General features: G+C 64.4%; 18 protein-coding genes. 3 read left to right on the plus strand and 15 right to left on the minus strand.

Annotated features, from left to right (window positions below; all coding sequences use genetic code 11):
- From BT173_RS02025 to BT173_RS02035, 3 genes are all read right to left on the minus strand, one after another.
- On the minus strand, positions 1–253 hold a 253-nt coding region (locus BT173_RS02025), incomplete at its 3' end, for a transposase (RefSeq protein ID WP_072426964.1).
- A 27-nt stretch (positions 254–280) separates the two neighbouring features.
- Positions 281–799, minus strand: a complete 519-nt coding sequence (locus tag BT173_RS20035) for a TIR domain-containing protein (RefSeq protein ID WP_072426965.1) — start codon at positions 797–799, stop codon at positions 281–283.
- A 235-nt stretch (positions 800–1,034) separates the two neighbouring features.
- A complete protein-coding gene (locus BT173_RS02035) occupies positions 1,035–2,843 on the minus strand; it encodes an ABCB family ABC transporter ATP-binding protein/permease (protein WP_373279656.1) in 1,809 nt (602 codons plus the stop codon).
- 69 nt (positions 2,844–2,912) lie between these two features.
- On the opposite strand from BT173_RS02035, the gene BT173_RS19555 reads away from it, so the two are divergent.
- Genes BT173_RS19555 through BT173_RS02045 form a run of 3 tightly spaced genes read left to right on the plus strand, consistent with a single transcriptional unit; the run spans position 2,913 to position 5,317 of the window.
- A complete protein-coding gene (locus tag BT173_RS19555; protein WP_175545534.1) occupies positions 2,913–3,062 on the plus strand; it encodes a hypothetical protein in 150 nt (49 codons plus the stop codon).
- The gene (locus BT173_RS02040) at positions 3,062–3,829 is read left to right on the plus strand and encodes a hypothetical protein (protein ID WP_072426967.1); all 768 of its coding nucleotides are present in this window, start codon (positions 3,062–3,064) and stop codon (positions 3,827–3,829) included. Before BT173_RS19555 ends, BT173_RS02040 begins: the two co-directional genes overlap by 1 nt.
- A gap of 45 nt (positions 3,830–3,874) precedes the next feature.
- The gene (locus BT173_RS02045; protein ID WP_072426968.1) at positions 3,875–5,317 is read left to right on the plus strand and encodes a polysaccharide lyase; all 1,443 of its coding nucleotides are present in this window, start codon (positions 3,875–3,877) and stop codon (positions 5,315–5,317) included.
- Between the two features lie 5 nt (positions 5,318–5,322).
- On the opposite strand, the gene BT173_RS02050 is transcribed toward BT173_RS02045, so the two are convergent.
- Genes BT173_RS02050 through asnB form a run of 12 tightly spaced genes read right to left on the minus strand, consistent with a single transcriptional unit; the run spans position 5,323 to position 19,461 of the window.
- Positions 5,323–6,531 (minus strand): carboxylate--amine ligase, encoded by a 1,209-nt coding sequence (locus BT173_RS02050; RefSeq protein WP_072426969.1) that lies wholly within the window; start codon positions 6,529–6,531, stop codon positions 5,323–5,325.
- A complete protein-coding gene (locus BT173_RS02055) occupies positions 6,528–7,622 on the minus strand; it encodes an acyltransferase family protein (RefSeq protein ID WP_072426970.1) in 1,095 nt (364 codons plus the stop codon). The genes BT173_RS02050 and BT173_RS02055 overlap by 4 nt, the downstream gene beginning before the upstream one ends.
- An 8-nt stretch (positions 7,623–7,630) precedes the next feature.
- Positions 7,631–8,581 (minus strand): polysaccharide deacetylase family protein, encoded by a 951-nt coding sequence (locus tag BT173_RS02060; protein ID WP_072426971.1) that lies wholly within the window; start codon positions 8,579–8,581, stop codon positions 7,631–7,633.
- Positions 8,578–9,183: an arsenate reductase/protein-tyrosine-phosphatase family protein gene (locus BT173_RS02065; RefSeq protein ID WP_217651383.1), complete on the minus strand. Its 606-nt coding sequence runs from the start codon at positions 9,181–9,183 to the stop codon at positions 8,578–8,580. The genes BT173_RS02060 and BT173_RS02065 overlap by 4 nt, the downstream gene beginning before the upstream one ends.
- Positions 9,184–9,212: 29 nt before the next feature.
- Positions 9,213–10,175, minus strand: coding sequence for a polysaccharide deacetylase family protein (locus BT173_RS02070; RefSeq protein WP_072426972.1), 963 nt, complete (start codon positions 10,173–10,175; stop codon positions 9,213–9,215).
- Positions 10,172–11,494: a putative O-glycosylation ligase, exosortase A system-associated gene (locus BT173_RS02075; protein ID WP_072426973.1), complete on the minus strand. Its 1,323-nt coding sequence runs from the start codon at positions 11,492–11,494 to the stop codon at positions 10,172–10,174. Before BT173_RS02075 ends, BT173_RS02070 begins: the two co-directional genes overlap by 4 nt.
- Positions 11,487–12,869, minus strand: coding sequence for a phenylacetate--CoA ligase family protein (locus BT173_RS19805; RefSeq protein WP_072426974.1), 1,383 nt, complete (start codon positions 12,867–12,869; stop codon positions 11,487–11,489). The genes BT173_RS02075 and BT173_RS19805 overlap by 8 nt, the downstream gene beginning before the upstream one ends.
- Positions 12,866–13,999: a glycosyltransferase family 4 protein gene (locus BT173_RS19810; protein WP_245794113.1), complete on the minus strand. Its 1,134-nt coding sequence runs from the start codon at positions 13,997–13,999 to the stop codon at positions 12,866–12,868. The genes BT173_RS19805 and BT173_RS19810 overlap by 4 nt, the downstream gene beginning before the upstream one ends.
- The gene (locus BT173_RS02090) at positions 13,996–15,024 is read right to left on the minus strand and encodes a transglutaminase-like domain-containing protein (RefSeq protein WP_217651384.1); all 1,029 of its coding nucleotides are present in this window, start codon (positions 15,022–15,024) and stop codon (positions 13,996–13,998) included. Before BT173_RS02090 ends, BT173_RS19810 begins: the two co-directional genes overlap by 4 nt.
- Complete coding sequence (locus tag BT173_RS02095) at positions 15,015–16,331, minus strand: nucleotide sugar dehydrogenase (protein ID WP_072426975.1); 1,317 nt, start codon at positions 16,329–16,331, stop codon at positions 15,015–15,017. The genes BT173_RS02090 and BT173_RS02095 overlap by 10 nt, the downstream gene beginning before the upstream one ends.
- Complete coding sequence (locus BT173_RS02100) at positions 16,328–17,542, minus strand: TIGR03087 family PEP-CTERM/XrtA system glycosyltransferase (protein WP_072426976.1); 1,215 nt, start codon at positions 17,540–17,542, stop codon at positions 16,328–16,330. Before BT173_RS02100 ends, BT173_RS02095 begins: the two co-directional genes overlap by 4 nt.
- Positions 17,539–19,461 carry an asparagine synthase (glutamine-hydrolyzing) gene (gene asnB / locus BT173_RS02105; RefSeq protein ID WP_072426977.1) on the minus strand — a complete coding sequence of 641 codons (1,923 nt, stop codon included), beginning with the start codon at positions 19,459–19,461 and terminating at the stop codon, positions 17,539–17,541. Before asnB ends, BT173_RS02100 begins: the two co-directional genes overlap by 4 nt.
- Between the last annotated feature and the right edge of the window lie 4 nt (positions 19,462–19,465).

The raw sequence follows: 19,465 nt of genomic DNA on the forward strand, positions 1-19,465 counted from the left end.
CCAGGACTTCCTTGAGCATGTCGATATCCAACGCCTGGTTGGCAACTAGGCGTTTGAGCCGGGCGTTCTCTTCTTCAAGCTGCTTGAGCCGCTTGGCTTCAGATACATCCATGCCGCCGAACTTGTTTCGCCAGTTGTAGAAGGTTGCGTCTGAGATGCCATGCTTGCGGCAGAGTTCTGCGGCAGCCATACCGGCTTCGGCTTCCTTCAGGATGGCGATGATCTGGGCTTCAGTGAATCGGGACTTTCTCATGAGGGGCTCCTTTGCCCTTCATGCTAACTAATTCCTGGTAGACCTGCGTGGGGGAAGGTCAGCGAGATTCGAGAGACTTGCAAGAGCCGATTTACTCCCTGCTTCCGCACGCGACAATCGGTATGTAGATACGCGATGTCTGTCAATGTCAAACGGTGCGTCTAGCGGAAAAGTTCCCAATGCCTCGTTGAAGAGCATAACGATTCGGCCCCATCCGATATGAGCGACGGCATAGCCAAGCTCGAATAGAACATTAGGATTCGGAGTCTTGCGATACTCTGAACTGGCTGAAGCGTTGATGGTAGTAATGTCGCAGACAAATGCATCGCAAGTCTTGATCTTCTCAAGGATTGTAAGTGGGATATTGGGGCTACCCGCTTCCCCTCGCGTTGCTTCATCTAGCGCTATCCGAAGGCCGGGATATTCCGCTTCGACACTTGAGCTCGCTGTCCTCAAAGCAGAACGAATGGCCCGTCGATTTGTTTCGTCTGGCAAGTCACTTTGCCACGAGTAGAAGATGCTGAAGTCAGTTTCTGATGTCGTCATAGTTACTCTTGGCTTAGAAGGCCCAACGTTAAGTAGACGTCCTAAAAGACGTGTTTAAACACGTCACGACGACGCCTAATACCGGCTGCCGTGTGACAGATGGCGGTTTGTAGCATGTTCGCTGCTTTTAGACATCCTAAAAGCAGCGGGAAAAGCGTCACATCATTTGGTCAGGACGACATGCTGGTAAACCGTAGCGTGCGATGGCCTAGCGCCACAGTCTGCCTTGCTTCGATCAGGCCAGTGCTGGGTCACCGGTCTGTTCTATTTCGCTTTGCTGCAGCGCCCACATGCGCGCATACAGGCCGTTCTGGGCCAGCAGGGCGCGGTGGTTGCCGCGTTCCACCACCCTGCCCGCTTCCATGACCAGGATCTCGTCCGCGTCCACCACGGTGGAGAGCCGGTGGGCAATGATCAGGGTGGTGCGGTTAGCCGAGATGGCGGCCAGTTCGGCCTGGATGGCTTTTTCGGTTTTGGAATCGAGCGCCGAAGTGGCTTCGTCGAAGATCAGGATGGGTGGGTTTTTCAGGATGGTGCGCGCAATGGCCACGCGCTGCTTTTCGCCGCCTGATAGCTTGAGACCGCGTTCGCCCACCGTGGTGTCCCAGCCCTGCGGCAGCTTTTCGATGAAGTCGAGGATATGCGCCGAGCGCGCGGCTTCGATGATTTCCTCGCGGCTGGCGTCGGGCCGGCCGTAGGCGATGTTGTAGTAGATGCTGTCGTTGAACAGCACCGTGTCCTGCGGAACGATGCCGATATGGGCGCGCAGGCTGGCTTGGGTGAGCTGTCGAATGTCCTGGCCATTGATGTGGATGGCGCCGGCATTCACGTCGTAAAAGCGGAACAGCAGGCGCGATAGCGTGCTCTTACCGGCGCCCGAGCTGCCGACTACCGCCAGCGTGTGCCCGGCCGGAATCTGGAAGTCCACACCGTGCAGAATCTGCCGATTCGCCTCGTAGCCAAAATCCACCTGCTGGAAGGCCACTGCGGCGGCGCTGCTGTGCAGGATCTGCGCGTCAGGGGCATCTTGTACTTCGGCGTTTTGGTGCAGCAGGCTGAACATCTTTTCCATATCAGTCAGCGATTGCTTGATCTCGCGATAGGCCATGCCCAGGATGTTCAGCGGTGCATAGAGCTGGATCAGGAAGGCGTTGACCGCCACCAGGTCGCCCAAGGTCATCTGGCCTTTCACCACCCCGTCCGCCGCCAGCCAGACCAGACCCGTGACCCCCAGCGCAATAATGCCGCTCTGGCCACCATTTAGAATGCCATTCGAGGTTTCGTTGCGGATGGCGGCTTTTTCCCAGCGCGCCATCGATTCATCGTAGCGGCTCGCTTCGTAGTGCTCGTTGCCGAAGTATTTGACCGTTTCGTAATTGAGCAGCGAATCCACTGCGCGCACATTGGCCTTGGAATCGAGCTCATTCATCTTGCGGCGATTCTGGGTGCGCCATTCGGTGATCCAGATGGTGAACACGCCGTACATAAGGATGGTGACCAGGGTGACGGCGGCAAAACGCCAGTCATACAGCCAGATCAGAATGCCAGTGACGAGGCCGATTTCCAGGATGGTGGGCAGGATATTGAACAGCATGAAGCGCAGCAGGATGCTGATGCCGCGCGTGCCGCGTTCGATATCGCGCGTCATGCCGCCAGTCTGGCGATTCAGGTGAAAACGCAGGCTCAGCTGGTGCAGATGGCGGAAGGTTTCCAGCGCCAGCTGGCGTATCGCGCCCTGGGCGACCTTGGAGAAGATCGCATCGCGCAGCTCGCCAAAGCCGGTCATGGCCAGGCGTAACAGGCCATAGGCCAGAATCAGCGCAATTGGCACCGCCAGCACCAGGCCCGGCTTAGCGCTCAGGTGGTCGACAATGGCCTTGAGCACCAGTGGCACCACCACATTGGCCAGTTTGGCCAGCACCAGGCAGCTGATTGCTAGGGTTACCCGGCCCTTGAATTTGAGCAGGTAGGGAAGCAGGGTGGACAGGGTTTGCCAGTCGCTACGCGGTAGGCGGGGGGAAGCAGGGGCTTGCGGCGCTGACATGAATCGCATTCTGAAGCAGGGTTGATCCCGCTATGATGACGGCTGGCTCCCAGATATCAAGGTGTGATGATGGCGTGGTTGTTATTGGAGGCGGGCATTGCCGGCCTGTTGCTGGTGCTGATCGTCTGGTGGACCCTGCCGAAGAAGAAGCCCAATCGGCCGCGGCAGGCGTCCGAAACCCGTGCCAAGGATGCAGCCAAGGACCCGGATTCGGTCTGATGCTCATGCGGCGTTACCTGCTCCCTGCCCTGCTCTTGCTACTGTGTGCGCTTAGCAGCTCGGCTGCCGGCATTGCGCTCTTGCTACAGGTGGAGGGCAAGGCCTCGGTACGTGCGCTGGGCGCCGCCACCGAGCCCGCCCAGGCGCCGCGCTATCTGACCATCGGCACCGAAATCCAGGTCGCGGGTGGCAGCCAGGTCACGTTGCTACACCTGGGGCGGCAGAGCGAAATCGTGCTGACCGGCCCGGTGCTGGCCACACTCAGCCGCAGCGGGGTGATGGCCGCCGCCAAGCGCGTGCAGGAAAGCCCGCTGCCAGCCGAGCCGCTGCTGGCGCAAAGCCTGCCACGCAGCGCGCTGACGCCAGCAAGCCCCGCAGCGCAACCGGCCGATGGCAGCCGCCTGCTACCGGGTTGGCGCCGCTTCAGCTGGCCGGGCAGCCAGCCGCAGACCTTTACGCTGCAGGACGCCAGCGGGCAGACGCTATTCAGCCAGCCCTTGGCGCGCAGCCCGCTGCAGCTGCCGGAAAACCTGGCCCTGCAGGCCGGACGCGGCTACCGCTGGGCGGTGCAGGTGCCTGATGCCAGCACACCGCCACGCTGGCATGGCCTGCAGATTGCCGACGCCGGCGTGGCCCAGCCCCTGCTCGCGCAACGCCCCACTAGCAAAACGCCCGCCTGGCCCTGGCTGATCTACCAGCAGCGCCTGCGCACTGCCGGCTTCAGCACCGACGCCGATGCGCTGTGGGCTGAACTCAACTCTCCCTAGACCGCCAAGCCCATGCGACAGCTTTTCCGCCTTGTTCCGCTCTTGATGTCTGCACCGCTCTGGGCCGCGCCAGCCGGCCTGGTGCTGACCGACGATGTGGTTGGCCCGACCTGTTTGAACTACCTGGGCATGGGCAAGATGCCCTGGGAAAAGCCGCTGGGCGACTGGGTGGACCGCGAGGGCAAGCTGTATGGCGACAAGCCCTATGCCAGCCAGGACATCAAACCGCAGCGCAGCCGGCAGATGGTGGAGCTGGACCTGACCGCCCTGGTACGCGACTGGCTGAGCGGTAAGCAGCCGAATCACGGCGTGCTGCTGCGCGCCCTGCCCGGCCCACTGGCCGGTGTACTCGAATTCCACAGCCGCGAGGCCAGCGATCTGGGTGGCCGGCCCATGCTGAAGCTGCAGTGGAAGAACGGCGAACGCAGCCGGCTGGCGCCAGCGGCCGATACCTTTCTCGACTGCACCTCGCAAGCCAGCCTGGGCCAGCGCAAGGACCTGAAGCTCAGTGGCCGCCAGCCCATTCTGATGCGCTTCGAACTGCCGCGCGCCGAGAGCGAGCTGCAGTCGGCCACGCTGTACCTGGTATCCGATGTGCAATACGGCTCGGGCGCACGCCTGGGCGCCTTCCGGGTGGAGCCGCCGTTCGAACGCGCCAGCAGCAAGATCGAACAGGGCCTGGCTGCGCGCTACAAGCGCGATGCGGGGCTGGAGAAAGACCCGGCCGTGCTGTTTACCAGCGGCTTTGAAGAACAGCTGTGGATGAGCCGCTGGAGCGACTATTCGCTGCGTAGCGAGGCCAGCGCGGTCAGCACCGACCCGGAGCGCGGCTTTGCGCCGCTGTCGGGCAAGGCGCTACGCGTGACCCTGGCCAAGGGCAAGAACCTCGGCCTCGATCTGCGCTATCTGTTTGCCAAGGAAGGCCAGGCCGAACCGGACGAGATCTACTTCCGCTACTACCTGCGTTTTGCCAGCGACTGGAACCCCTCGCTGGATGGCGGCAAGATGCCCGGCATTGCCGGCACCTATGGGCGCGCGGGCTGGGGCATGCGTAAGACCGATGGCTACAACGGCTGGTCGGCGCGTGGTGGCTTCAATGCGCGCCCGGCCGAGGCCAAGTCGGTTGCCGGGCTGACCGCGCTCAATACCTATAGCTATCACGCCGATATCCGCGATGCCTCGGGCGATATCTGGCCCTGGGGCAAGGGGCCGGCCGCCCTGCTGGAAAACAAGCGCTGGTACGCGGTCGAGCAGTATCTGAAGCTCAATACCCCGGGCGAGAAGAACGGCATCATGCGCGCCTGGGTGGACGGCAAGCTGGTGATGGAGAAAAGCGATATCCGCTTTCGCAATACCGATGCCCTGAAGATCGAGACCGTCTGGCTCGATGTCTACCACGGCGGGGTATCACCCAGCCCGCACGATATGTCGCTGTATCTCGACAATGTGGTGATCGCCCGTCAGTACATCGGCCCGATGCAGCCTTAGGGGCCCTAACCCCTACCCACGCGCAGCAGATTGCGCAGATCGCGCAGAAAGGGCTGCGGGTCGCGCCAGGACCACACGTAGTAGCGCACATTCGGGCGCAGGAAGTCGGCCAGGAAGCGCAGCAGCTCGGCCCAGGGACGGCGCTGGAAGCTGCGGTCAATGATCTTGTCCGGCTGCAGCCAGATGCGCAGCAGGCGCTTGAGTTCGGTCGCCACCATGCGGCAGCGCAAGCGCGTGTTCAGTGGCGGCTCGGCAGCATAGGGCAAGCCGTGAGCGACCTGATAAGACAGCAGGGCAAAACCAGCGCCCGCGTAGAGCGCGAGCGGATAACTGCCCCAGAAGCGCCCATTGATCTCCATCAGCACCGCACGCCCACTGACCGGGTCGTAGCGGTATTCGACCATGGCCACACCCTGCCAGCCGATTGCGCGCAGCAGCGCAATCGACTTGGCCTGCAGTTCAACATGCTCGCTGAGCGGCACCGCGTCGCAAACGCTGGAAAAGCCGCCTTCCGGCGGCCACTCGGCCACGCGGCGGTGCTGAAAGCGCCGTAAAGCCTGGCCTTCATGCAGATAGAAGAATTGGCCAAGGCCATAGCCGGGGCAGTATTCCTGTACCAAGGGCCATGCGCCTAAGGGGGCGTAACGGCGCAAGGCGGCCAGCAGTTCGTCCTGGGTGTACACATACTCGGCCTTCAGCAAATCCAGCCCCTGCTTGGCGAGCAGTGGCGCCACCGCATTCGGGTCCTTCCACTTCAACACGGCCGGCAATGGGCAGCGCGCGGCCAAGGCGGCCAGATCGTCACCCGGCAAGGGCTCGATCGACTGCGGCACGGCAATGCCGACCGCCTGGGCGGCGGCCAGCGTGGCCTGCTTGTCGAGCACCGTGGCCAGTGCAGCCGGCGCGGGCAGCAGGGCCTCGACCTGGCCGAGCTGGCTGCGCTCGCGCATCAGCCAGTTCAGGTTCACCTCGGCCACTGCCATCAGCTTGCACGGGCCATAGCGCTCGCCCACCGCGCGTATCGCCGCCAGCAGGGCCGGACTACGTGCTTCGGGCACCACGATGCCCTCGTGCAGATAACGCGAGGCCAGACCGATGGCCTGCGGGTCTTGGGTGATGCCAATCACGCGTACGCCGGCAGCGCCGAGTTCGCGCACCAGACTCAGGCCGATCTGGGTTTCCAGACCAAGCACGATGCAGGGCGGCGCATTCATGTGGCGCTCCGCAACCGGCCCGCGCCCAGGCGTTGCAGGCGTGCCAGCAGCCAGGCACGCAGCGCATGGCGCTTGTTCTCGGTAAACAGCCCCACCAGCCACACCGACAGCGCCACCAGCACGGTAGTGGCCAGCCAGTAGCCATAGCCGTTCGGGTCCCCGCGCAGCACGGCGGCCCAGAACAGGAATAGTGGCTGGTGCAAGAGATAGAGCGTGAAGGTATAGGCGGCCAGGAAGCGAATCGGCCGCTCGAAAGGCAGCAGCACGGCGCCCAGCAGCGGCGCCAGCTGGCGCATGGCGGCAAAGTTCATCAGCACCAAGAGGCCCAGCAGATAGTCGGCCAGGAAGAATTTGGAGAAGGTCAGCTGGGTATGCCAGTGGGCGCCGATCTGCGCCTTGAACCAGGCGCTGATCTGCCCTTCCACATCCAGCGCATGGAAGGCCACGATGCCGAGCACCGATACGACTGCCAGCACACCGGCCTGCGGCGTGCTCAGCCTTTGCAGCGCGCGCCAGCGATACAGCAGCACACCGAGCGCCCAGATCGGCGCCAGCATCAAAATTTTTGGCCCCAGCAGCAGCGCCAGTACGGCCAAAGCGGGCCAGGCCAGCCGGCGCGGCAGGAAGGTGAGCAGGCCGAAGGCCACGTAGTACCAGAACTCGTAGCAGATCGACCAGTAAGGCACATTCGAGAAGCTGGTGATGGAGACGAACCAGACCTCGTTGAGCATGGCCGTGCCGGCCAGGAGGCGCACGGCGAACTGGTCGAACGGGTAGTTGTACAGCGCCGGGTAGAGCTGGCGGCCGATGGCATCGAGCAGCACGGTCAGCAACAGCGCCGGCACAGCCACCGAGTAGACGCGTGACAGGCGGCTGGCCGCATAGCTGGCCCAGTCGTTCTCCTTGCTGTCGGTGATATAGGCGATCACGAAGCCGGACAGCACAAAGAACACGATGACCGCGCTATGCCCGAAGTGACTGGCCGGCAGGATGTCGGCCACCAAGAGGCGCTGATTCGAGTGGTAGACATACACGAGGCAGGCGGCGATAAAGCGCACCGCGTCGAGATAGAGCGAGAAGGGTCGGTTCATGGCGGGCCTTAGAATCGGCGCAGCAGTTGTTCGGCATAGCGGCCCAGAGTGGCCAGCGTGCCCACCGTGGGCTGCGGTGGCAGCGCGGCCTCTGCGCCTGGGGGCGTGCAGTCCGCCAGGCCTACCGTGGGCCAGCCGCGCTGGGCCAGCCAGGCGCACAGCGCTTCAAAGCGGCGCACCACGATGCGGTCCGGCTCGCTCGAATCGGGCTTGAGCAGCTCGAAGTTGTGCGAGACGAGAATGAATTCAGGCAGGCCAAGCGCGGCCGCGCTATCGAGCGCCGCGCGCAGCTCGGCAAAGCTGCAGCCAGATAACTGAGCCGGCTTGGGCTTGCCCAGGCCATCGCGGAATACGCTGACCGGAAAGCTGTGCACGCCATGGATGCTGCGCGCACCGCGCAAGGGGCCATCGCCGCGCAGATCGGGGCCGCTGACTGCGTAGAAATCGTTCAGGCTGCTGTCCAGCGTGATGCCATTGCGTGCGAGCGCCGTAAAAGTAGCGCGGTTGGCCGCGAAGCTGCCGGCGCGAAAAGCATTGATCTGCGCCACACCGGCCTCGGCCAGCAGGCGCTTGCCGTGCGCGATCAGCGCGGTCTGCTCATCCAGCGTGTAGTAGCTGAGGTGCTGGCGCTTGACCTGATTGTTGGGTATCAGCGCCGGGCTGATCTCATCGGTCCATTCCGGGTGCAGATGCAGCTGCACCTCCTGGCCGGCGCTCTGGATCAGCGCAACGATCTCGGCCAGGTACGCCAGCCCAAAACGGGCGGCGAACAAGGGCTCGACGAAGAACACGCCGTGCAGGCCATGCCGGTTCAAGATCTCCAGGGTCTTGGGCAGTGCATAGTCGCCCAGGGCCGAGCGCCCATACACATAGCGGGCAAAGCTGGCCGGAAAAGCCTCGTCCAGCCGGTCCCAGCCATTGCACCAGACCTCGATATCGAAGCTGAGCACCACCTTCATGGCTGCATGCTCGCACTGCCACGCACACGCAGCTCGGCACACAGATTCAGCACCGCGCTGTGGATCAAGGTAAAGCAGCTGAAGAAATAGGCATCGGACAGCGTGGCCGGGTCATGCAGATGCAGGCGGCGCGGGCGCGACCAGGCACCGAGCAGCACGATGGCCTGGGCCGGAATACCGCGTGCCTGCAGCTGCTTCACATGGCGAATTTCCATGGCCAGCAGGAGGTCGCCCGGCTGGTAGCGGTAGTCGCTGAAGTCAGTGGCCTGATGCTGGCCAAGGTCGAGGCCGAAGTAGCCGGCGGTGTGCTGGGCGGTCGGGAAGGCCGGTGCGCCGGTGGTGGTGGACAGGCCGAGCGAGCAGACCCGCGCGCCCTGCCCGCGCGCCACCCATTCGGCAAACGCGCTGCGATTGATATTGCCGAGGCAGACGAAGACCAGCCTGTGCACCGGCTCTGTCGGCAGCGCGATGTGCGCGTCCACGCGCCCGGCCAGCAGTTCAAGCTGGGCCAGCATATGGCGCACCCAGCCACGCAGGGTGCCGTAATTGCTGCGGGTCAGCGCGGCCAATTGCTGGCGGGCCTGGGAAAATCGATTCAGCATCGCGAAGTCTTGAACGAGGAAAACACGGATCAGGCCAGCTGCGCGGCCGGTGCGCGCAGATTGCCCAGCATGCGCAGGCCATACTTGAACGCACTGCGGTCCCAGGGTTTGAAGCGTGGCAGCTGGAAGGGGTCGGACCCCAGGCTGGCCGCGCCCATGGCGGTGGACACCGCAGCGACAAAGCCGGCGCGGCGCAGCATGGCCGTATGGCTGGCGTGGTAGTCCTTGCCCGGCCGCCCATTCGGATAGGCAAACAGCCGGACCGGCGCGGCGATGATGTCCTGCAGCGCGGCCTGGCTATCCACGATCTCGCGCTCGGCCTCAGCATCGCTGAGCGTAGCCAGGATGGGATGGCTGCAGGTGTGCGCGCCGATCTGCATGCCGGCGCGATGCAGCAGGCGCACCTGCTCGGAACGCATCATCAGGTCGTCCGGCAGCGTCACCTCGGCCAAGTCGGCAATCTGCGCGACCAGGGCCAGGCGCTCGGGCGGGGTCTGGTATTTGATCTTGGCAATCAGGCCGTTCAGCGCCTGGCGCCGCTCGGCCACACTACCCAGCGGCCAACTACCCAGGCCCAGCGCGCTGAGGTCGAGCTGCGGCTGGCGGCAGCCTCGCACGGTCTCGATGATCGCGTCATTCCACATCCGCCCGCCGTTCAAAAAGCCACTGGCGATGAAGAAGGTGGCCGGCATCGCGTGCTTTTGCAGCAGCGGCAACGCCTGGGTGGCGTTATTCGCATAGCCATCGTCGAAGGTGATGACCGCCGCACGCGCCGGCAGGCTGCCCGCCTGCAGGCGTGCGGCCGCCTCATCCAGCGGCAGTACCTGGAACCAGCGCCCTAGCCAGCGCAGCTCTTCATCGAAGCGCGCCACATCGGGCTCGTCCGGCAGCAGCGGGTCGGGCTGGGCCAGCACGCGGTGGAAGGTGAGGATGGACAGTTTGGCCCTCGGGCCGGCTGGCGACAGCAGGCCAGCCACGCTACGCAGCATCATGCGGGTACCGCCTGAAAGGTTTTCTTCTTGGCCTTCATTCGGCCGACCGGCGCGGCCGAGCCGAAGGCGCCGGTTTTCTCATTTTCGTAAGCCTTGCTCTTCAGCCAACGGTCGGCCGCCAGCAGGATCACCATCAGGTTGTAAGGCAGGTCGAAGTACTGCAGGGCGAGGAAGGCGCCGCCCACCGCATAGCCAATGATGGACACCTGGCACATGCCGGCCAGGTAATAGAGCCACATGGTCTCGGGCAGCAGCCGCGCCTGCTTGCGCAGCCGCCCGGCCAGCATGAAGGTGAGCAGCCATAGCAGCAGGAACAGGAACAGCCCGACCCAGCCATGCTCGCCCAGCACGGCAAAGTAGATACTGTGCGCGCCGAGCACGATATTCGGATTGGGCGCGTAGATCGCGTACAGATCGGGCTGGTAGATAGCGAAGCCGCCGCCCAGGAAACGGTCATTGGCCAGGTTGTAGGTCATCTGCCAGGCATTGATGCGCCCCATGGCCGAGCCGTCGCTCTCATAGGTCTGGATGGTACCCATGCGCTCGCTCCAGCTTTCCGGCATGAAGGCGAGCAGGCCGGCGGCGATCACGCCGACCATGATGCCGGTCACGATCTTGCGGTCCGAGCGCAACCAGAGCAGCGCGCCCATGGCCGACAGCGCGAGCAGCGCGCCGCGCGACTGGGTGCCAAGCGCCGCCACGGTCGACAGCAGCATCACCACCAAGAGGCCCTGGCGTATCCAGATGCGCGTGGCCACCACGCGCAGATAGTTCATCAGCGGGATGCACATGATCAGCGCCACCGCCAGCTCGTTATTGCCCTCGATAAAGCCGCCGGGCGGCCCCCATACGCGCGCGCCGCCGCCGCTGGTAATGGTGAAGATGCCGCCCTTGAAGCCGTAGAAGCCGATGGATAGCACATTGATCCAGATAAAGAACTCGATGTGCTTGCGCTCGTGCAGCACCGCCAGCGCCACCAGGGTCATCAGCTGGATCTTGAACACCTTGTTCAGCTGCAGCCAGGAGGCGGTCGAATGCACGGAGAACACCGTGGTCAGCGTCATCCAGGCCACGAAGAGCAGCAGCACCACCACCGGCGGGCTCCAGGTGAACTTGATCTTGTCCTTGGTGAACACCATGGAAACAAAGGTCACCGCCGCGGCAATCGCCGCGAACGGCGCGGCATGGGCAAAGCCGAAGGCGAGCTTGTGCGGGTTCATGATGCTGACCCAGGTCCAGATCATCACCCCGACCCAGGGCCGCTTGAGCGCATAAAAGGTGGCAACCAGCAGGACAAGTACCAGGGCAAGATCACGCATGTTGCACCTCTACGCCCGGTGCGAAGGCCGGCACCGCGCTGACCACATAGCGGAACTTGCCCGAGGCCTCGGCCGGAATCTCGTCCACCTGCTCGACCTGGATCTCCACGCCTTGCCCCAGGCGCGCCTTGAAGTCGTGCACGATGCGCGCCGCGCTCTCGGGCGCGAAACCGGCCTCGGCCACGATTTTCACCACCGTCAGCGCACGCGAGCGCTGCTCGATGCGAAAGCGCGCCACGCCGGGCAGATCACGCACCGTGTAGATCAGCGCCAGGCCATGCATAACGGTGCCGTCTTGCGCCACCACGAAATCGGTACTGCGCCCCTGCACTTCCTGCAGTACCGGCAGGCTGCGCCCGCACGCGCACAGCTGGGTGCCGAGTATGCCCATATCGCCAGTGCGGTAGCGCACGAAGGGGAAATCGGCCGTGCCCAGATGGGTGACAGTGATCTCGCCCAGTTCACCCGCACCGGCCTGGCTGCCATCGGGCTTCAGCGTCTCCACGATGATGTCCTCGGCGCTGATATGCAGGCTGCCCTGCGGGCACTGGTGGGCGATAAAGCCCGCATCGCGCGCGCCATAGCCATTCGCCACCGGGCAGCCAAAGGCCGCTTCTATGCTGGCGCGCTGATTGTCGTAGAGCTTTTCCGAGGTGACGAACACCACCCGGATACCCAGATCGTTGAGCGCCACGCCGCGCGCCTGCGCATGCTGGGCGATCAGCGCCAGGCTGGACGGATAGCCGAACAACATGGCCGGGCGCTTGGCGCGGATGGTGGCGATAAAGCGGTCAAGGTTCTCGGCCGACATCTCGAAGGCCGGCAGCAGAAAACTCCGCATCAGCCCATCACGCAGGCGGCGCACACGGTCCTGGGCGCCGAGTTCGATCGGACTGCCCCACACCACCAGTTCCGGGTCGCCGATATCCACACCCCACCAGCGCGTGGCGCGCCACTTGGCCGCCACATCGTGGCTCTTGCGCCCCTTGCCCATATAGAAGATCAGCGGCTCGCCCGAGGAGCCACCGGTGTTATAGCGGGTCAGCGGACCATGGCCGTCGGCCTTCAGCGCTTCGACATGCGCGCGGATTTCCGGCTTACCCAGGCGCGGCAGGCGCTGCAGATCGGCCAGGCTGTGGATGCTGGCCGGATCGAAACCGAGCTCGGCAAATAGCTCGCGGTAGTAAGGCACGCGCTGGCCGATCTCGACCAGAAAGGCGCGTAGGCGCATCAGCTGATCGTCCGCCAAACGCTCGGCCGGCCACCACTGGCTGGCCTCCAGGCGGCGACGCAGCGCCACCGAGTCGTGACCCTTCAGGCGCTCGTGCAGCGGAAACAGCACGCCGGCGCAGAGCTTGGTGTACCAGCTGCTCATGCCACACTCCTTTGCGCCGCAGCGCGCCGGTAGGCATCCAACCACTGTGCGCGTACGCGCGGCCAGGCATAGCCCTCGGCCTCCTGGCGTGCGGCCTGGCAAAAGCGCGCCGCCAGCGCCGGGTCCTGCAAGACTCGCAGCGCGGCCGCCGCCATGGCGGGCGCATCACCTATCGGCACCAGCAGGCCGGTGCGCCCATCGTCGAGCATATCGGGTATGCCGCCCGCCGCCGTGCTGACCACCGGCACGCCGCTGGCGAAGGCTTCCAGAATCGAGATCGGCATATTGTCCACCGTGCTGGGGTTGAGCATGCAATCGGCCTCGGCATACAGGGCGGGAATGGCGGCGTTTTCGATGCGGCCGGCAAAGCGTACCGCCTCGCCCAGGCCCAGCTCAGCCACCAGCGCCTGCAGGCTGGCCAGCTCCGGTCCGCTGCCGGCCACGGTCAGCCGTGCGGCGGGAAAGCTCGCACGCAGCTGGGCAAAGGCGCGAATCGCGGTCGGAATATCGTAAATCGCTTCCAGATTACGGGTGACCACAATATGCGGCGCCGTGTCAAACGCGCGCAGCGGCTGCTGGTTGAAGCGCGATAGGTCGATGATATTCGGGATGACCTCGGCCGCCAGACCGAAATCGGCAAACACGCGTAAGAGATAGCGCGAGGGGGTCACGCGCAGCGCCACGCCGGCCAGCATGCGCAGCACATAGGCGGGCGCGCTGGCAAAGAAGGGTTGGGCATTGCCACCGCGATAATTGATGATCACCGCGCAGCCACGCGCCCGGGCGATCAGCACCGCGGGCGCTGCGAACAGATGCCAGGCCCAGCCGGAATTGGCCAGCACATGCATGACCTGGGACTGGCCGGCCGCACGCCATAGCGCCCACAGATAGGGTATGAGCCGGAACGCGGCGCGCAGCACCGGCAGGCGCCCTACCCAAGCCGGCGCATAGGGCGCATTGGTACGCACATGGCGCACCGGCATGCCCGCTTCGCCCCACAGGCGCAGCAGCTGCTCGCACTGATTGGCCATGCCGCCCGAGGGCGGCGGCAAGGGCCCCACCACGCACACGCGTGGCAGCGACTGGCCCTGCTCGATTGCATTCATGCTGACATCCTCAAGGCGCTTCATCGGGTTTCCTGCCGGCTTGGGCGCGTGCGCCACAGCATGATCAGGCTGAGCAAGAGGCCCAGCTTGGCCACGGCCCCGAGTACCACCAGCCACTGCAGCTGCAGTCGCAGGCTACGCAGCGCCTGCAGCTGGTTGAGATTGGCCGGTTCTTCGAGCACCTGCAGGCGAGGCTGCACACCCTGCAAGATGCCACCCACCTGCTCGAGCGAGCGGCTGACGCCGCCTAGCGCCCTCACCAACACGGCGCGGTCGTACTCGAACACATTATTGCCCCACCACAGATACCACTCGTTCTGGCCGCGCCGGTAGTAGTCCCAGGCCTTGGCCGGCTCGGCATAGCCGGGGCGTGCCTCGGCCACCAGGCGCTGCATCCGGATGCTGTCCGGCGCCTCGCGCAGCGCCTGGCGGAAAGCCAGCGCGGACAGGATCTGTCCATCGGCCGCGGTGAAATAGGCGTTATTGAACACATCGACCAGCTGCCAGCGCTGCGCCTGGCGGTTCCAGATTTCCGGCCAGACGTGGCCATGGCCGCCAAAGCCATCAAAAGAGAACGCCCACTGGCGTACCGGCACCTCGGCCGCCAGGGCCAGCGCGGTAAAGGCCCGCACAAAGTCGCCGCAATAGCCATCGCCACGCTGCACGATGCGCTGGTAGGTGGTCTGCAGATCGGACTGGATCGCCCCGCCATGCAGCACCGCACTACCAGTAAGCAGATGGCGGCTGATGGCCTGGGCGCGCTGCCAGTCATCGGGCAGCTCAGCTAGCTTCAGCGCGCGCGCCTGGGTGGCGAACAGCGCCATGCTGGGGCCGGGTTCCTGGCGGAAATCCGCAGGCCACGCAGCCGGCGTCCAGTTCACGCCCGAACGCGGCGCATCCTGCAAGAGCCAGGCATTGCGCAGGCGCACCAATTCGCTACCGCTGCGCAGATAGGGCAGCAGCATGGCCGCGCAGGCCAGCAGCACCAGCAGGCAGCCGATCGCCAGTGCGGCCCAGCGCCGCCGCGGCGGGGCCAGTTTTACCAGCACAGGCCTTCCACCGTGGCCGGAATGTCCGCCGTATTGGGCAGGCGTACCAGGTCAAGCAGGGTCTGTTCCGGCCGGCAATGGCGGGCCAGTGCATTGGCGATCTCGAGGCCGCTCAGCCCGACCACCAGCACGTCCGATTCGGCGATCACCTCGCTCAGCTCGGCGCGCAGCAGCTCGCCGATATGCGGCAAGGTGGTTTCGATATAACGACGGTTGGCGCCCAAGAGGCGAGCCAGATGCACTTCCGGGTCGTAGATGCTCAGCTGCATGCCCTTGCCGATCAGGCGTTCGGCCAGCGTAACCAGCGGGCTTTCGCGCAGATCATCGGTGCCGGTCTTGAAGGACAGGCCGACAAAGCCGATCTTGCGTTTGCCGCTGGCCAGCAGCTTGTCGACCGCATGATCGAGATGCACGCGGTTGGAGGCCAGGATGGCCGACATCATCGGCAGGTTCACATCGTGCATCTTGGCCAGATAGCTGGTGGCGCGCAGGTCCTTGGGCAGGCAGGAGCCGCCAAAGGCAAAGCCGGGCTTCAGATAGGCGCGCGAGATATTGAGCTGGGTGTCCTGGCAGACCAGGTCCATCACCTCGAAGGCATCGACGCCGAGCGCCTCGCACAGGCGCGCGGTTTCATTGGCGAAGGTGATCTTCAGCGCATGAAAGTTATTGCAGCAGTACTTCATCATCTCGGCCGCGCGCACCGAGGTCTGCAGGAAGTTGCAGGGCAGATGGCCGAACAGCGCGCGCAGACGCTCCACCGGATAGGCGTGGTTGGCGCCAACGATGGTGAACGGCGGCTTGTCGTAATCGCGGATCGAGGAGCCTTCGCGCAGGAATTCGGGCTGGAAGCATAGATGAAAACCCTCGCCATCCTTCTTGCCCGAGCTGCGTTCAATGATCGGGCGTAGCACATCTTCCACCGTGCCCGGCACCAGGGTGGAGCGGAATACCAGCACATGCGGCTCGGCCTTGTTGGCAATCGCGAGGCCAATCTGTTCGGCTAGGCGGAGCACGGCGCCCTGGTCCTGGCTGCCATTGGCGGCCGACGGGGTGCCCACGCAGATCAGCGAAATCTCGCTGCCCTGCACCGCCGCTTCGGCACTGGTGGTGACCGTCACCCGGCCGCTCTGCGCCACGCTCTCCATCAGCGCCACCATGCCCTCCTCCACCACCGGCGTCTTGCCGGCGCGGATCAGATCGAGCTTGGTCTGTTCGATATCGACACCGATCACCTCATGGCCGTCACGCGATAGGCAGGCCAGCGAGACCGCGCCCACATAGCCCAGGCCGAAGATACTGATTTTCATAATGTTTTCCCTCTTGCATGACTGAATTTATGCACACTGCGTTCGATAATCTGCTCTAGCCTGGCCATGGATTTCGGCCAGGCATGGTGGCTGAGCATGCGCGCCCTGCCCGCCTCGGCGAGGCGCGCGCGCTCGGCCGGTTGCTCCAGAATGCGCAGGATGGCGGCCGCCAAGGCCTCGGCGCCATCGGCAACCAGGAAATGCTGTTCCGCCTCGGCATCCACGCCGCCGGCCGCGATGCTGCTGGTCACCACCGGCACCCCCATCGCCATCGCCTCAAGAATCTTGTTCTGCGTGCCACGCGCAATCGCCAACGGGGCCACCATCAGGGCCGAGCTGCGGATATAGGGGCGGACATCGGGCACCGAGCCGGTCACCGTCACGCCGGGCAGCTCACCCAGCTTGCGCATGGCAGGTGAGGGGTCGGCGCCCACGATCAGCAATTTGATGTTGGGCCGACGGGCGCGTAGCAAGGGCCACACCTCGCCGCAGAAGCGACTCATGCATTCCTGGTTCGGGTAGTAATCCATGCGGCCGATAAAGCTGATGGTGTCCGGCTCGTAAGGCTCGCTGCCCGGGCTGAAGAAGTCGGCATCGACCCCATTCGGGAACCAGTCGGTATCCGCGCCGGTGCCATAGTCGTTCAGGGTTTCCCATTCCAGACGCGTGGTGGCCGTGCACAGGTCAAAGCGCTTGGCCAAGCGCTTTTCCGCCGCCAGCATCTTGCTGCCTTCCAGCCGGTAGCCGAGCGAGAGCGGGAAAGGTTTGTAGTTCGCGTACTCGAACCACTTCTGCGAATCCATATCGCCAAAGTCGAGAATCTTCGGAATGTCGGTGACATGCTCGACATACTGCGCCACCGACGAGCAGTGCACGAAGATCAGGTCCCACTTTTGCTCGGCCAGCAGCTGGCGCACCTTGGCCGCCAGCTCGGGCGAATAGAAAAAGCCCATCGAGGACGGCGTGCTGACCGGCAGGCGCAACACCATGCGCAAGGCCTGCAGTGGATTCCATACCTGGCTCATTTCGTAACGCGCGCAATGCGGCTGGATGCCGCGCCCTTCCTCGGCCTCGGCCTGGGTACGCGCGAGTGAGCAGACAGTGACCGAGTGCCCCTGCTGGGTCAGGTGGCGAATCATATTGAAGGGCCGGATCTTGCCGCCGCGCTTGGGCGGAAATGGGAAACGGTGGCAGAGGTAGAGGATATTCATGCGAGATAACTTTTCAGTTCGAGCGCCACATCGGCCGGGTCACGCCGATCGAGATAGATGCGGCTCCATACTTCCAGATTGAGCAGGGCCAGCAGCGCGTCAGTGCCATCGATGCGATTGGCTGCATGGTCGGCCATCAGCTGCTGGATCGCCTCGCTGCGGAACAGGCCGCGCGTGCGCACCACCTCGGGCGATAAAAGGCGCTGCAGCAGTGGCGCCAATTCGCGCTTGAGCCAGGCACCCATCGGTGTGCCGAAGCCACGCTTCTTGCGGTCGAGGATGTCGGCCGGCAAGAGGTCAGCCACCGACTGCTTGAGAATGTGCTTGAGCCGTCCATCGCGCACCTTGATGGCGGACGGAATGGCCGCCATCAGCTCGACCAGCTCGTGATCGAGCATGGGCACGCGGCATTCGAGCGACACCGCCATGCTCATTTTGTCGGTCAGCAGCAGGATGTCGTCGGGCAGCTGGGTTTCCAGGTCCACCGCCATCATGCGTTGCAGCTCATCACCGCTATGCACGCGCGCTAAGGCATCCTGCAGCGGGTCGGCACCGGCCTGCTCGCTGAGCAGCATCTGCGCGACGGCCTGACGGTCCAGCACCTGCAGATAGCTCGCATAGCGCGCGTCGGGGCTTAGCTCGGTGGAGGCGAGAAAGCTCTTCGCCAGGCGCAGGGTGTTGAGCAGGCCCGAGTGACGGTCAGCCGGCAGATGACGGGCCGCAAAACTGGCCGAGCGGCGCAGCCAGGCCGGCAGGGTCTGGAAGCGTGCCGCATAGTGGCCGCCCAGATAGCGTCGATAACCGGCCGCGATCTCGTCGCCGCCTGCGCCGGACAGGATGACCTTCACATCCTGACGCGCGAATTCCGACACCAGGAAGGTGGTGATAAAGGCGGTGTCGGCAATCGGCTCATCCATATGCCAGAGCAGCTTGGGCAGGAGGCCGACCACATCGGGCTTGACCAGGATCTCGCGGTGCTGGGTGCCAAACAGCTCGGCCACCCGGCGCGCATAGGGCAGCTCGTTATACAGGGCCTCGGCGGCCCCGCCCTCGAAGCCGATCGCATAGGTGCGAATCGGCTGGGACGAATGCTGGGCCATCAGGCCGACCACGGCACTGGAGTCGACACCGCCGGACAGGAAGGCCCCGATCGGCACATCGCTGACCATCTGCATATGCACCGATTTATCCAGCTGGTCGCGCACGCGCGCCACCCAATCCGCCTCGCTCAGGCTGGTATCGATGCGCGTGGGCAGCTGCCAGTAGCGCCATTCACTGATCTGGCCATCCTCCACCGCCAGCAGGGTGGCCGGCGGCAGCTTGCGCATGCCCTTGAAGATGCACAACGGCGCGGCCACATAGCCAAGTTGCAGATAGCTGGCCAGCACGCTGCGGTCGAGCTCGGGCTCGACACCGGGCAGGGCCAACAGCGCCTTGGCCTCGGTGGCGAAAGCCAGACGTTGCCCATCCTGCAGCACATACAGCGGCTTCACGCCGATGCGGTCGCGGCCGATCAAGAGGCGGCGGCGGCGCGCATCCCAGAGCGCGAAGTCGAACATGCCGTTCAGGCGCTGCACAAAGGCATCGCCCTCCTCGGCATAGCCATGCAGCAGCACCTCGCTGTCCGAACCCGTCTTAAACACATGGCCCTTGGCTTGCAGCTCGCTGCGCAGCTCGCGGTAGTTGTAGATTTCACCATTGCAGACCAGCCACAGCGTCTGCTCCTGGTTGGATAGCGGCTGATGGCCGCCAGCCAGGTCGATGATGGACAGGCGGCGCATGGCAATGCCGCAGGCGCCATCGATATGCATGCCCTCGTCGTCGGGGCCGCGATGCTGGGTGATATTGCCCATCGCGCTCAACGTTTCCGCCGCCACGCGCTGGCCATCCAGCCGATATAGTCCGTGTACGCCGCACATGATC

This window comes from Chitinimonas taiwanensis DSM 18899, assembly GCF_900119825.1.
GTDB classification, from domain to species: Bacteria; Pseudomonadota; Gammaproteobacteria; order Burkholderiales; family Chitinimonadaceae; genus Chitinimonas; species Chitinimonas taiwanensis.

What these genes read in the sequence shown, in the direction of transcription:
- BT173_RS20035 (WP_072426965.1), bottom strand. Translation starts at nt 799, where the DNA reads ATGACGACATCAGAAACTGACTTCAGCATCTTCTACTCGTGGCAAAGT.
- BT173_RS02035 (WP_373279656.1), bottom strand. Translation starts at nt 2,843, where the DNA reads ATGTCAGCGCCGCAAGCCCCTGCTTCCCCCCGCCTACCGCGTAGCGAC.
- BT173_RS19555 (WP_175545534.1), top strand. Translation starts at nt 2,913, where the DNA reads ATGGCGTGGTTGTTATTGGAGGCGGGCATTGCCGGCCTGTTGCTGGTG.
- BT173_RS02040 (WP_072426967.1), top strand. Translation starts at nt 3,062, where the DNA reads ATGCTCATGCGGCGTTACCTGCTCCCTGCCCTGCTCTTGCTACTGTGT.
- BT173_RS02045 (WP_072426968.1), top strand. Translation starts at nt 3,875, where the DNA reads ATGTCTGCACCGCTCTGGGCCGCGCCAGCCGGCCTGGTGCTGACCGAC.
- BT173_RS02050 (WP_072426969.1), bottom strand. Translation starts at nt 6,531, where the DNA reads ATGAATGCGCCGCCCTGCATCGTGCTTGGTCTGGAAACCCAGATCGGC.
- BT173_RS02055 (WP_072426970.1), bottom strand. Translation starts at nt 7,622, where the DNA reads ATGAACCGACCCTTCTCGCTCTATCTCGACGCGGTGCGCTTTATCGCC.
- BT173_RS02060 (WP_072426971.1), bottom strand. Translation starts at nt 8,581, where the DNA reads ATGAAGGTGGTGCTCAGCTTCGATATCGAGGTCTGGTGCAATGGCTGG.
- BT173_RS02065 (WP_217651383.1), bottom strand. Translation starts at nt 9,183, where the DNA reads ATGCTGAATCGATTTTCCCAGGCCCGCCAGCAATTGGCCGCGCTGACC.
- BT173_RS02070 (WP_072426972.1), bottom strand. Translation starts at nt 10,175, where the DNA reads ATGATGCTGCGTAGCGTGGCTGGCCTGCTGTCGCCAGCCGGCCCGAGG.
- BT173_RS02075 (WP_072426973.1), bottom strand. Translation starts at nt 11,494, where the DNA reads ATGCGTGATCTTGCCCTGGTACTTGTCCTGCTGGTTGCCACCTTTTAT.
- BT173_RS19805 (WP_072426974.1), bottom strand. Translation starts at nt 12,869, where the DNA reads ATGAGCAGCTGGTACACCAAGCTCTGCGCCGGCGTGCTGTTTCCGCTG.
- BT173_RS19810 (WP_245794113.1), bottom strand. Translation starts at nt 13,999, where the DNA reads ATGAAGCGCCTTGAGGATGTCAGCATGAATGCAATCGAGCAGGGCCAG.
- BT173_RS02095 (WP_072426975.1), bottom strand. Translation starts at nt 16,331, where the DNA reads ATGAAAATCAGTATCTTCGGCCTGGGCTATGTGGGCGCGGTCTCGCTG.
- BT173_RS02100 (WP_072426976.1), bottom strand. Translation starts at nt 17,542, where the DNA reads ATGAATATCCTCTACCTCTGCCACCGTTTCCCATTTCCGCCCAAGCGC.
- asnB (WP_072426977.1), bottom strand. Translation starts at nt 19,461, where the DNA reads ATGTGCGGCGTACACGGACTATATCGGCTGGATGGCCAGCGCGTGGCG.